Source organism: Paenibacillus sp. AK002 (assembly GCF_053903045.1).
Genome location: NZ_CP096377.1, coordinates 716,300 through 729,953, shown reverse-complemented (window position 1 = coordinate 729,953; position 13,654 = coordinate 716,300). Strand labels below are relative to the sequence as shown.

Sequence of the window (13,654 nt, the reverse complement as noted above, 5' to 3'; positions counted from 1 at the left end):
TTTATATATTCGACCTAGCCCTCACCATCCGGATAAAATGCTTGATAGCCCGGCGCTTGATTGCTCAACGCTTCCAGATGCGGATCCTCGTTCCCTCATCCGAGCTTTCCACATGGCTTTCCAGCCCCATCTCCCTTGTCAGGTGGTCCACGATGGCCAGGCCGATGCCCGTGCCTTTGTTGCCGGAATCGCTTGCGATCCCCGGCCCATGGTCCGAAATGACAAGGACGCCCTCAAGTCCTTCCCTCTCCTCGGTATGAATGCCGATGTACTGCCCGGATCGGGCGTGGCGAGCGACATTTTGGAACAGATTATCGAGGAGCCTCCGGAACCACAGCACGTCTACGTTCCAGTGGAGCGGCACGTCTCGCACCTGGATGTCAGGCTCGATTCCCGCCTTCTCCCATACCGGATACCAGGCAGCGGCGCTTTCCTTGACGATTCGCAGCACGTCTGCAGATTCCATGTTCAGCTGCACTCTGCCGCTGGTGAGCAAGTTGTAGGACAGCAGGTTGTCGATCAGGCCGCCCAAATCCGCGATTTTCGATTCGATGAGCGACAGCGATTCTTTTCCCTTCGGGCTCAGCGGCTCCCGTTCCATGGAGAAAATATGGCTTCGAATCACCGTCAGCGGGGTTCTGAGATCATGGGACAGATTGGCGATCAGGGATTTGCGCAGCTCTTCTTCCTCGCGCTGGCGGCGCTGTCCCTCTTCCAACTGGATAACCATATCGTTATAACCCTCTTCCAGCTGTCCAATCTCGTCATACTTGGTTAACGTAACCGGCTGCGGTATGCCCGTCGACGCATGGGACGACGTCATGGCCGAACGAAGCCGCAGCAGCCGCTTGCGGATGCGCACGAAGAACAGCCAGGAGACCAGAATGAACAGGCCGGACATCGAAGCCGTGAACAGCCCGTACAGCGCCGTTTCGCTCGCAATGGGCTGCTGGACATTAAGATATTTTCTCGGCAGCTGCATGACCATGAAGCCTTCTCCCGATCCCTCTCCTCCGATAAAAGCCACGGAGGTGAACGGATCGCTATCCAGGGAGTTTTTCATAAATTGCACGGTATAGGGCGCGCTCCATACCTCGGGCAGGTTAGGCTGCACCGGCAGCTGCAGCCTGGTCTTATTGCCGCCATCCACCCAGAACATGGAGATCTCCGGATACTCCTGCCGTATCGAATTCAGCTTCTGCTCAATGGCCTCCGGCGAAGCTCCGCTTAATCCGGCAGCTTCCTCGTGCCACATTCTCTCTAACGCGGCACCGCTGGTATATTTCCCGGCAGGGGCCGGCGGCCGATCCGAGAAAGTATCGTTCACGAACCAGTAAAAAATCGACGCTAACGGAAACATGATCGGCATGAAGATCATAGCCATCAAAATCAGCAGCAAATACCGATTGGTCAGCGAATTGCGGAACCTTCCCTTCTTCCTTTTCCATCTCATGCGCTCACCCGGTAGCCAAGCCCGCGAACGGTCTCAATAATCTCCGGGTTGGCGGGGTCCCGCTCGAGCTTCTCCCGGAGATACCGGATGTGGACCATCAGCGTTTTGTCCCCTTCGATATATGATTCTCCCCAGACCGACTCGTATATTTGCTCCTTGGTCATGACACGCCCCTGGTGCTGGAGCAGATACATAAAGATTTGATGCTGTTTGCCGGTCAGCAGCGTCTCCTCGCCGGTATCCTCGTTCACGATCCGATTCTCGTCTTCATATACCGATAAGTGCTTCACTCGGATGGGCTCCGCGGATTTCACGACAGACCGCCGCAGAAGCACCTCGAGACGGGCAGCCAGCTCGTCCGGATGAAAAGGCTTTGTCAGGTAATCGTCGGCGAACTCAAGCCCCTGCAGCTTATCGTCAATAGAGGTTCGAGCCGACAGCATCAGGATGGGCAGTCCGGGATAGGCCTTTTTGAGACGCTGCCCGACCGTAAAGCCGTCCAGCCCCGGAAGCATGACGTCCAGAACAACGACCGCACACGGAGCTGCTTCCTGTACGGCCTGTTCTCCGCTCAGCAGCCACCGTACCTCGTATCCCTTGTCCCTGAGGAATTCGCTGACCCATCCGCCGATCTCCCGATCATCCTCAATATATAGAATGCATGCGCTCATGGTAAAACTTCCTTTCCGTACGAACCTTCGTATCTCCCCAGAGGAGGCTATTTCATAACCTTTTGTGTCAAATAAAGGCTCTTCTAAGCTTTTATGTATACCGTAATTCATCTTTTGTCATTGTAACATGGGATCCCCGATGTTCATGCATCCGATTTGCTAACCTGCCGTGCTCCCTCACTGGGCCTTCACGAAGCCTGCCTCACCTTCATATCATGCCATCCGTCCTCCGGTCAGACTGCCGCCCAGGCAAGTCTATCCCTCCGACTCTCCGTAATGCAAGCTCAGCAGCCTTGCCTTCTCCCTCAGACTGTCAACGATCTCCGGCGGTTCGATCACCTTCGCCTCCAGCCCCAGACGCAGAAAAACCTGGGTCACATATTCAAGATCATTCCGATCGACGATCGTATCCACGATGCCGCGGTGCTCATCCTGCATGACCACCTCGTTCTCCAGCCAAGGAATGCTTTCGCACTGCCTTGCCCCTTCCCTGGTCAGCTCGGCATATAATCGAACCGGCTCCCGTACGGGATACGCGTCGAGCCATTCCTGCATGCGAATGTCCGGCTCATAGGTGCTGTCAGTCAGAGTCAGGGTTTCCATCCGGTCCATGCGGAATACACGCACTTCTCCCTTCCCGTTCTCCAGCGCAGGCATATACCATAAACCATCCTGGGCATAAACGCCGAGAGGCAGCACTTCCCGGTCGCCGGTACCCGATTTGGATCGATATCTGATCCGTACAGCCCGTCGGTGAAGCGCGGCTTCAATGACGTCTTTCAGGTAAGGGGACCCCGCGGTCCTGCTTGGGCTCCAGAACGTCAGCACCGATTCCAGGCGGTCGATCATCATCTTGGTGTCCTCCGGAAATCCGGCCAGCAGCTTACGGGAGGCGGAGTCGATATTGAGCTCGAACGGTAACGAGGTATAACGCTTCAAGGCCTGAAAGGCAAAAAATATGGCAAACACCTCGTCTTCATCGAACAGGATCGGCGGGAGAACGCGAGTCTTCAAGGTACGGTATCCCCCGTGCCGTCCCTGCTCGGTATATAAGGGTACGCCCATATCGCTGATTTCGGTCAGATACCGGTGAGCCGTGCGAACGGAAACGCCGAACTCATCGGCCACTTCCTGAGCCGTAAAGATCCTCTTGGCATTGACATACATCATGACATCCATGAGCTGCTTGGCTTTTGACATAATGTCCTCCTCACGCGTTATAACTAGACAATAATTGTCATGTTTATAAGATATGCTATTGCCGTGACAAGGTCAAAAACAACACAAGAGAGGAGTTCCCCTGATGAACCAAAGCTTAGAACAGTCCATCAAGGTCACCGGCGCACGAAACAAAAACCTGCGCAACATAAGCCTGACCATTCCCAAAAAACAAATCACGGTGTTCACCGGCGTGTCCGGTTCCGGCAAATCCGCCATGGTCTTCGATACGATTGCGGCAGAATCCCAGCGCCAGCTGAACGAAACCTATTCGAGCTTTATCCGCCATCGGCTTCCTCATTACGGACAGCCTGAAGTCGATTCGGTTGAGAACCTGTCGGTCGCCATTGTGGTCAATCAGAAAAGAATCGGCGGCAACGCCCGTTCAACCGTGGGAACCATCACCGATATCCATTCCCTGCTGCGCTTGTTATTCTCCCGGATCGGCCGGCCCTTCGTCGGATATTCGGACGTGTTTTCCTTTAACAACCCGCAAGGCATGTGCCCTCATTGCGAAGGACTGGGCAAAGTGAACACCTTTCGGATCGAAAGCTTGATCGACAAGGAGAAATCGCTGAATGAGGGACCCATCCGGTTTCCGACATTCCACCCGGGGGAAGTGCGCTGGAAGCGTTATGTGGCCACGGGCCTGTTTGACAACGATAAGAAACTGAAGGATTACAGCGAGGAGGAATGGGACACGCTGCTGTACAAAACCGGCTTTAAACCGCCGAACCCGACCAAGGAATGGCCCCCTACCTCGTATTACGAAGGCATTATCCCGCGAATCGAGCGGACCTTTCTGAGCAAGGATTCGCGGGACTCGAGGGCGTATAGGGAAGCCATCGAGCAGGTGGTGACCGAAACGGCCTGCCCGTTATGCCATGGCGGAAGACTGAATCAGGAGGCGCTCTCCTGCAAAATCAACGGAACCTCCATCGCCGACTGCGCTCGGATGCAGGTCAATGAGCTGATCGTTTTTTTGGAAAGCATCGAGGATCCCGCGGCGGCAACCATCGTGGACACCTGCATAACCCGGCTGCAGCAGCTGCTTCTGGTCGGGATCGGTTACCTTACGATGGACCGGGAAACCGCAACCCTGTCCGGCGGCGAATCCCAGCGCATCAAAATGGTGCGCCAGCTGGGGAGCAGCTTGACGGATCTAACGTATATTTTTGACGAGCCCAGCATCGGCCTCCATCCTCACGATGTGCATAACATGAACCGCCTGCTGCTTCAGCTTCGGGACAAGGGAAATACGGTCATCATCGTGGAGCACGACCTGGACGTCATCCGGATTGCAGACCATATCATAGATATGGGACCGCGAGCCGGACTAGCCGGCGGCACCATCGTATATGAGGGGAATTGGGAGGGTTTGCGGCACGCCGATACCCTGACGGGAAAATGCCTCCGCCAGCGCGCCCGGTTAAAGTCCGAGGTCCGCGAGCCGACCGGATGGCTGCATATTAGGGACGCCACCCTTCACAACCTGAAGCAGGTGTCCGTGAGCATTCCGACCGGGGTGCTGACGGCGGTAACAGGCGTCGCGGGGTCAGGCAAAAGCACGCTCATCAACCAGGTGCTGCCTGGCGTTTATCCGGAGGCCGTCATTATCAATCAGGACATGATTCAGGCGTCCAACCGTTCCAATCTCGCGACGTTTACCGGCATATTTGACGATATCCGCAAGTTATTCGCCGGGGAGAATCGGGTGAGCCCTTCCCTTTTCAGCTTTAATGCCAAGGGAGCCTGTCCGGAATGTAACGGCTCCGGCACGATCACGATGGATTTAGCCTTCATGGACAGCCTGGTTAGCGTTTGCGAGGCTTGCCAGGGTCGCCGCTTTCATGATGACGTCCTGCAATATCACCTTCGAGGCAGCAGCATCAGCGACGTGCTCGCCATGACGGCCGATGAAGCGCTGGATTTTTTCACGGAGCCCGGCATCCTGGCCGCGCTTCTGCGCATTCAGCAGGTCGGACTGGGTTACTTGACGCTCGGTCAGCCCTTAAGCACGCTGTCGGGAGGAGAGCGGCAGCGGGTGAAACTGGCGGCCGAGCTCGATCATTCAGGTGAGATTTACGTGCTCGACGAGCCCTCGACCGGACTCCATCTGTCCGATTGCGAGCGGCTGATGTCCATCATCAACCGGCTTGTCGCACAGGACAGCACGGTCATTGTGATCGAGCATAACCTGGATATCATCAGCCAGGCGGATTGGATTATCGACATGGGACCCGGCGCGGGACAAGACGGCGGGAACATCCTGTTCTGCGGCAAACCGGCCGAGCTGCTGGAGAGCCCGCGTTCCGTGACGGCCAATTATTTGCGGCAGTTTCGTGCTTAGTCCTCAAGTAGCTTTAGGGCTATAGCGGATGTCAAACAAGACCCCGAGCACGCCTCCTTCCAGGGGCTCGGGGTCTTGTTGTGTTTTGCTGTATAAGGCAGGATCGCAGCCTATTCCAAAATAACGGTCGTATACGGCGGCAGCGTTAAACTGCTGCCATCCAATGCCGCGCTGTCGTCGGTGGTTCTCGCCAATGACCGGAAATCCGCAGATCCGTTCTTCGATGCTAGGTCCACGATCTGCTCCGCGCCTGACAGGTTATGAACCACTAAGGCCCCGCTCTCGTTTGTCCGGCGGATATAAGCCATCACTTGCTGGTTCCCTGACGCATAAGATTCAATCGTGCCGCTGTTCAGGGCAGGCATCTCATTCCGCCACCGGATCAGCGTGCGATAGCGGGACAGCAGGGAATTCTCGTCTCCGGTCTGCTGCTCTACGCCTTGCACCTGATCGCCGCGGTTATGCGTAAGCGGCTCCCAGGTCGTCTGTCCCTTATCTCTGCCCGTATTGGACCAGATCATCGGCTCCCGGATTTGCTCGTCCGGCTTCGCTCCCTTCATCCCGATCTCTTCGCCGTAATAGATAAACGGATGGCCCGGCATCGTCAGCAGAATGCCGGCAGCCATCTTGGCGTGGTTTACGTCATCCTTCAGCTGGGACATGACACGGTTCATGTCATGATTCGTCAGGAAGGTAGCATCCGTAAACTTGCCGTCCGATACCTGGCTGAACAAGCCATATGTCCGCTCCAGGGTGAAGGCCAGGTTGTTATCCTTCTCGTTCATGGCGGCACCGAGGATGCTCTCGCCCAAGCCGAAATTGAATCCGGAATCAAATGCATTCTCCAAATACGGCGCGATGACCGCAGCGGAATTATCCCAAATCTCCCCGACGATATAAGCCTCCGGGTTCACTTCATTCATGCCGGCGCGGAATTCCTGCCACCAAGCCGTATTCTTGGCCGTGGTCGCCTCTCCCTTATCGGACATCAGATCCTCGTAAATATGCTTGGCTGCATCGATCCGGAAGCCGTCGACGCCCAGCTCCAGCCAGAACTTCCCGATATCCTTCATCTCCTCGCGGACCTTGGGATTATCGAAGTTCAGATCCGGCATTCCGCCCCAGAACGTGCCCATGTAATGCGCCCCGTTCATCTCATGCCAAGGGGAGCCGCTTCCCGCCGCGCTGGATCCGGAAGGCGTTTTCCCTTGATCCTCGGCCCAGATGTACCAATCCCGGGTGCCCGAGGCCTTGTCTTTCGCAGCCTGCTGAAACCAAGCATGCTCCGTGCTTGTGTGATTGACCACCAGATCCATAATGATCTTGATCCCGCGCTTATCCGCTTCGGCAAGCAGCGTCTTAAAGTCATCCAGCGTCCCGTAATCCGGGTGAATGGAACGGTAGTCGGTCACATCATAGCCGTGATAGCTCGGCGAAGGATGGATCGGCATCAGCCAAATCCCCGTCACGCCAAGATCCTCCGAGGATTCCGGATTTCCGTCATTCAAATAATCCAGCTTCTCAATGACCCCTTGCAAGTCACCGATCCCATCCCCATCGGAATCATAGAATGAACGCACGAAAATTTCATAATAGACGTCGGAAGGCTGCTCATCCACCTCCGTTTTCCCTTCTGGCGCAGGCGCTTTCGTATCCGGCTGTTTCGATTCCGAAGCCGCCGGCGGCTTCGCTTCCTCTTCAGGCGTAACCGCGGTGCCGCTGCAGCCTGCAAGCAGGCTTCCCGTAAGCGCAAAAGCCATAAGCCATATCGGCAGAGCCCTGCGTCTTCCCCATGTATTCCGTATCACGCTGTTTCCCCCTCTTCGCTTACGCAGCTGATATTCATCGAGTCATTCCGCTTATGTACTGTACAGTATTTTCATGTATAATCAGAAAGCGCAAACGTTTGAATTAAAAAGCACCAGAGATTTCCAATAAAACGGTTACATAATAGGGTCTGGCTTTAATTCCATCTTCGCCGGTTGATAACGGCCTGTTTTTGATCCCACTCTATCATAACCCACACTTTCGTTTTGTTAAATCGTTTGCACAATGCCGTTTTAAGTTGTTTTCCGGTTTTTTCGGGCCATAATACCGGCCTTTCTTCCGTTTTCTAATCCTTGCTTCTTTTTTGATGCATTTGTGAAATAATTGCGTTGGACTGACTTGGATACGTATTTACAAGCCTATCGATTAACGTTAATATAGCAGTGTGAAACCGTTTAACATACCGGATCAATATGCCTTTAGATCAATAGGTACCCACGTATACACAGGGCCTGACAGACCCACAATTTAATAAAGAGGAACGGTCGGCGAACAGCGGAAAGTTACTCTTGTGAAATAAGGGAGACTCCAGTAGTCGCTTTCTTATTTTCAAAAAAACGCAAACGGTTCCACTGGAGGTCCTATTATGTCAGTAACGATAAAAGATGTCGCAAAACGAGCGGGCGTATCCCCCTCCACCGTCTCTCGGGTGCTTTCCAATCATCCAAGAATCAGCCGCGAAACCTCGCGCAAGGTGAAAGAGATCATGGAGGAAATGGGCTACCATCCCAATATTATGGCCAAGAGCCTTGTTTCCAAAACGACAGAAAGCATATGCGTCATTCTGCCGAAACCCGCGGAGGAATTGTTCCTCAACTTATTCTTCATGGAGCTGATCCGCGGTATCGTCACCCAAGCGAACCGTTCCGGATACGATGTCGTCCTCAGTTCGGGCGGCAACGAGAAAGAGGAAGTCGAAGCGGTATCCCGCCTTCTTAACGGCCGCCGCGTCGACGGCGCCATCTTGCTTTACTCCAGGCAGGACGACCAGGTCGTTGATTTTCTGAAATCGAACAATTACCCGTTCGTGCTGGTCGGCCGGAGCGAGAAATATCCTGACCTGTTATCGGTCGATACCGATAATGTGCAGGCGGCCTATGATGCAACCAAGCATTTGATCTCGCTTGGGCATCAGCGGATAGGATTTGTCAGCGGGCCGCCAAACCTGATCGTATCCCAGGACCGGATGAAGGGCTACGGAAAGGCACTTGCCGATGCAGGCCTTGAAATGAGAAAAGAATGGATTGTGGAAGGCGAGTTCCTGCAGGAGAGCGGCTATCGCGCCATGTCCTTTTTCATGAACCTGCCCGAGCGACCGACGGCCCTTGTCATTGTCGACGACATTGTCTCTTTCGGCGTGGTTCGCGGACTGCACGAGCTGGGGTATAAAGTTCCCCAGGACGTATCGATCATCAGTTTCAACAACATCTCATTGACCGAACTATCGACACCGCCGCTGAGCAGCGTTGACATCGGCATCTATAACCTGGGTTATACCGCTTCGCAGGCATTGATCCAGACCATTCGCAACGATGACAACACGATCCTGCCGCACCGCTATATCATTCCGCATCGATTGATGATCCGCGAATCCTCGATGTTTTCGCCGCCGAAATCTTGAGTGTCGACGAATATGCGGAGCATAGCAAGAAGTACTTCAAAATAAAGAAGCATCCTGGTGCTTCCTTTATTTTTGCAGCTTGGTTCAAACGTTTGCACTAATTCATTAAGGAGGATGATCATGTCAACCCTATCCGCTTGTTTATTCGATCTAGACGGCGTGCTGGTGGATACCGCCAAGTATCACTACATTGCCTGGAAGCGTCTTGCCGGAGAGCTTGGCTTTGAATTCACGGAGCAGGACAACGAACGCCTGAAGGGTGTTAGCCGCATGGCTTCCCTCGATATTCTGCTTGAGGTTGGCGGAGTATCGCTGGATGAAGACGCGAAGCTGGCGCTGGCTGAGAAGAAGAATGCTTGGTATGTCGAGTATATTTCCAACATGGACGAATCCGAGATTTTGCCTGGAGCCCTTGAATTTATCCAAGCTTTGAAGGACCGCGGCATCAAGGTTGCGCTGGGCTCCGCCAGCAAGAACGCGATGCTGATCCTGAACAATACCGGCCTGACGCCTTACTTCGACGCTATCATCGATGGAACGAAGACCAGCCAAGCGAAGCCGGATCCCGAGGTATTTACGCTGGGAGCTCGCGAGCTTGGCGCCCAGCCTGACGCCTGCGTCGTCTTCGAGGATGCCGAGGCCGGAATCGAAGCCGCCATCCGCGCGGGAATGCGCAGCGTCGGCATCGGTTCGCCCGAAACCTTGGGGCGCGCCAACCTCGTCCTTCCTTCCCTGGAAGAGTTAACGGTGGACCGACTGCTGGAGTTATAAGCGTGTGAGCACATGCGTTTACAGCATTCAGCAGCATCATCCCATATAGATATGCAACCATTTTTCCTAAACCTAAAGGAGCCGATGATTGTGAAACAATATTTAAAACTTGATGAATGGTCAATTATTGAAGAGGGCTTTGATCCTCACACGCATGAAATTTCGGAGAGTATCTTCAGTATCGGTAACGGATTCATGGGCCAACGCGCCAACTTCGAGGAGTCCTACAGCGGTTCCTCCCTGCAGGGCAGTTACATGGCCGGGGTGTATTATCCGGATAAAACCCGCGTAGGCTGGTGGAAGAACGGTTATCCTGAATATTTCGCCAAAGTGCTGAACAGCACCAACTGGATCGGCATCGGCATTGATATCGACGGCACGCCGCTGGATTTGGCCAAATGCACGGTGAAGGATTTTGTGCGCGAGCTGAATATGAAGGAAGGCTTCCTCTCCCGCCGCTTCACCGCTGTCATGGAAGACGGCAAGGAGCTCCAGGTCGAGGCCGTTCGCTTTGTCAGCATTGTACGCCACGAGATCGGTGCCATCCGATATGCCGTAACGCCGCTTAATTTTGCTGGAGAGCTTACGGTCACGCCTTATCTCGATGGCGATGTGAAGAACAAAGACTCCAACTATGACGAGAAGTTCTGGCTGGAGGTATTCAAGGAAGCCGCGCAAGGCTCGGCCGCATTGACCGTAAAAACCAAAAAACTCGATTTCCATGTTACCTCCGTCATGTCTTATCACATCCTTAAGAACGGCGAGAAGCTGGATCTTCAGGCCGAGCTGATCGAAAAAGAGAAATATGCCGCGAACCGCGTAAGCATACCCGTATCCGAAGGCGAAGCCGTCACCATCTATAAATACGTGGCCAACGTCACTTCCCGCAATCATGGATTCGGCGAACTGGTGGAAGCAGCGCGTGCCGTGCTGGAACCGGCGGTGGAGACCGGATTTGAGCAGTTGCTGAAGGAGCAGGCGGATGCCTGGGGCGACAAATGGAAGGAAAGCGATATCGTCATCGAAGGCGATGTGGCGGCCCAGCAAGCGATCCGCTTCAACATTTTCCAGCTGAACCAAACTTACAGCGGCGAAGACGACCGCCTGAACATCGGGCCAAAGGGCTTTACCGGGGAAAAATATGGCGGCAGCACCTACTGGGATACCGAGGCTTATTGCCTGCCGTTCTATCTGAGCACCGCGGATGCCAGCATCTCGCGCAACCTGCTGATCTATCGTTATAAGCACCTGGAAAAAGCGAAGGAAAATGCCAGAAAGCTCGGCTTCACCAAAGGGGCCCTCTATCCTATGGTGACGATGAACGGCGAGGAATGCCATAACGAGTGGGAGATTACGTTTGAAGAAATCCACCGTAACGGCGCGATTGCCTATGCCATCTATAACTATGTCAACTATACCGGCGACTTCTCTTACCTCGGCCAATACGGTCTGGAAGTGCTCGTGGAAATCTCCCGTTTCTGGGAAGAACGCGTGAATTACGTGCCGGCGAAGGACCAGTATATGATGCTCGGCGTTACCGGCCCGAACGAGTACGAGAACAACGTCAACAACAACTGGTATACGAACCGAATTGCCAGCTGGACGATGGAATACACGCTCGACGTGCTCGAGTATTTGAAAGAGAATGAGAATTCCCGCTATGCCGAGCTTACGGCGAAGCTTGCCCTGCAGGATGCAGAAACGGCCAAATGGCAGGATATCATCAGCAAAATGTACTACCCGGTAGACGAGGAACTCGGCGTCTTCCTGCAGCAGGACGGTTTCCTTAACAAGGAGCTGGTTCCGGTGAAGGAATTGGACCCTGCCCACCTGCCGCTGAACCAGAACTGGTCCTGGGACCGCATTCTGCGTTCGGTGTACATTAAGCAGGCCGACGTGCTGCAAGGATTGTTCTTCCTTGGCGACCGGTACGATCTGGCTACGAAAAAACGCAACTTCGACTTCTATGAACCGTTCACGGTACACGAGTCCTCCCTCTCGCCATGCGTACATTCCATTCTCGCTTGCGAGCTCGGGTACCAGGAAAAGGCGTACGAGATGTACCTTCGTACAGCCCGCCTGGACCTGGACAACTACAACAACGATACCGAGGACGGCTGTCATACGACCAGCATGGCGGGAACCTGGATGTCGGTTGTGCATGGCTTCGGCGGCCTGCGCGTGAAGGACGGCGTATTGCATCTGAACCCGTTCATTCCGGGTCATTGGTCCTCCTTCTCCTTCAAGGTGATGTTCCGCGGATCCCGCCTGAAGGTTAACGTCAAGGGCCATGAAACCCTCATCGTAAACGAAACGGATACGCCTGCTGTCCTGAACGTGAACGGCAAGGAATACGCCATCAGCGGATATGGAGAGGTAACGGCTGCAAGATAAAAGGCACCGGAGCTTCAATGCGCCGGCCCATACAAAAACAAGAGCCCTGGAGAATCTTCCAGGGCTCTTGTTTTTACAGAAAACGGGCTCCTCTACTTCATGGCTCATCCTTGAAGAACCCGTCTTCATCCATGTCAGGCATCATCTGCAGGCTCGGCTTCAGCCATAAGCCGGGATCAAACCAATGCCATCGCTTCGCGCTTATCGTGCGGAGGGTATTGCCGATTATGTATGTTATGAATAGATCAGTTGAGTATGAGGATCACGCGGAGGGCGTTCGGCTGGCTTCCCAAACAAATACCCCTGCGAAAGCTCGATCCCGATATCTCGGCAAAAATGAAACTCCTCCCGTCTCTCGATGCCTTCTGCAAGCACCATGGCCCCAAAATCATGAGCCATGTTCGTGATCATTTCGAGCTGCTTCTGCTGGGCGGGATTTCGATCGCAATGGTCGATAAGACTCCGGTCGATCTTCACATAATCCGGCTTAAGCCTAATCATCTGCTCCAATGTGGAATAACCCGCGCCGACGTCATCCATGGCTACCGAGATGCCGTGGCTTCGATATACCTCGAATATCGACTGCAAATGCTTCACATCGTCGATTCTCTCTGTTTCCACCACCTCGAATACAAAATCCCTCGGATCCAGATGGAGCCTGTCGATCGTATTGAAGGTGTGGCTCAGACACATCTGCGCATCATATATCGAGGACGGCAGGAAATTCACGAACCGCTTCACGCCGATCGGAAGCCACTCGGCACTGGTCTCAATCGCACTGGTTCGTGCCGCCTGGTCCAGGAATGAATGCAGACCGGTTTTTCGGGCTGTCTCAAACAGCTCGTACGGCTGGAACCGGAGTCCCCACTCTACCGGTCGAAGGAGAAATTCATAGGCCACGATCTGCTCGGATGGATCCACGATAGGCTGCATGTAGCTCGTAAACTGCTTATGTAAAATGACATTCACCATATCATAATGCTCCATCTGCAGTTCGAACTTCTGCATAGGGATCCACGAATGCCGGATTTGCGGAGCTCCTCCACGGGTAACACAGAAGGACAGCTCTTGACGAATCTTCAGCGGAAGGGGTTGCAGACACTCGATGATGGAGATCAGGTCCGCTCGTACCTTGTAGTTCACAGCACAACCCTCATTGTTCTCTTGTACCGCGTAGCCGTTCACTGCCAGCAATTGAATAAGCTCACCACTTGCAGGCTTCATATGAATGGTCCCCTGGTCCTCAATCGGTTCAAAGGTGCTGCAATTGTCGCAAATCATGTTCGTCCTCCTTGGCAAGCTAGCTCTCACTATGCTTCTTATCGGCATTTTGAATATGATTTCTTTGC

At 54.0% G+C, this 13,654-nt stretch carries 9 protein-coding genes; 4 read left to right on the top strand and 5 right to left on the bottom strand.

What is annotated here, in order from left to right:
- Positions 1-64 precede the first annotated feature (64 nt).
- The 3 genes from M1D70_RS03115 to M1D70_RS03105 all read right to left on the bottom strand — a co-directional run bounded on the left by M1D70_RS03115 (position 65) and on the right by M1D70_RS03105 (position 3,324).
- Positions 65-1,453 (bottom strand): sensor histidine kinase, encoded by a 1,389-nt coding sequence (locus M1D70_RS03115; protein WP_456289107.1) that lies wholly within the window; start codon positions 1,451-1,453, stop codon positions 65-67.
- Positions 1,450-2,124 (bottom strand): response regulator transcription factor, encoded by a 675-nt coding sequence (locus tag M1D70_RS03110; RefSeq protein WP_456289106.1) that lies wholly within the window; start codon positions 2,122-2,124, stop codon positions 1,450-1,452. Before M1D70_RS03110 ends, M1D70_RS03115 begins: the two co-directional genes overlap by 4 nt.
- Positions 2,125-2,379: 255 nt before the next feature.
- Positions 2,380-3,324: a helix-turn-helix transcriptional regulator gene (locus M1D70_RS03105; protein ID WP_456289105.1), complete on the bottom strand. Its 945-nt coding sequence runs from the start codon at positions 3,322-3,324 to the stop codon at positions 2,380-2,382.
- Between the two features lie 103 nt (positions 3,325-3,427).
- Between M1D70_RS03105 and M1D70_RS03100 the strand changes: the two genes are divergently transcribed.
- Positions 3,428-5,692 (top strand): ATP-binding cassette domain-containing protein, encoded by a 2,265-nt coding sequence (locus tag M1D70_RS03100; RefSeq protein WP_456289104.1) that lies wholly within the window; start codon positions 3,428-3,430, stop codon positions 5,690-5,692.
- A 110-nt stretch (positions 5,693-5,802) separates the two neighbouring features.
- Here the strand turns inward: M1D70_RS03100 and M1D70_RS03095 are convergent, their stop codons facing one another.
- Complete coding sequence (locus M1D70_RS03095) at positions 5,803-7,500, bottom strand: alpha-amylase family glycosyl hydrolase (protein ID WP_009593333.1); 1,698 nt, start codon at positions 7,498-7,500, stop codon at positions 5,803-5,805.
- A gap of 605 nt (positions 7,501-8,105) precedes the next feature.
- Between M1D70_RS03095 and M1D70_RS03090 the strand changes: the two genes are divergently transcribed.
- The 3 genes from M1D70_RS03090 to M1D70_RS03080 all read left to right on the top strand — a co-directional run bounded on the left by M1D70_RS03090 (position 8,106) and on the right by M1D70_RS03080 (position 12,305).
- Positions 8,106-9,140, top strand: coding sequence for a LacI family DNA-binding transcriptional regulator (locus M1D70_RS03090; protein WP_009593335.1), 1,035 nt, complete (start codon positions 8,106-8,108; stop codon positions 9,138-9,140).
- A gap of 120 nt (positions 9,141-9,260) precedes the next feature.
- The gene (gene pgmB, locus M1D70_RS03085; RefSeq protein WP_456289103.1) at positions 9,261-9,911 is read left to right on the top strand and encodes a beta-phosphoglucomutase; all 651 of its coding nucleotides are present in this window, start codon (positions 9,261-9,263) and stop codon (positions 9,909-9,911) included.
- Between the two features lie 90 nt (positions 9,912-10,001).
- On the top strand, positions 10,002-12,305 hold the full coding sequence (locus M1D70_RS03080; protein ID WP_456289102.1) for a glycoside hydrolase family 65 protein: 2,304 nt from the start codon (positions 10,002-10,004) through the stop codon (positions 12,303-12,305).
- Between the two features lie 234 nt (positions 12,306-12,539).
- Here M1D70_RS03080 and M1D70_RS03075 read toward each other — a convergent pair whose 3' ends face one another.
- On the bottom strand, positions 12,540-13,586 hold the full coding sequence (locus M1D70_RS03075; RefSeq protein ID WP_009594166.1) for an EAL domain-containing protein: 1,047 nt from the start codon (positions 13,584-13,586) through the stop codon (positions 12,540-12,542).
- Positions 13,587-13,654 lie beyond the last annotated feature (68 nt).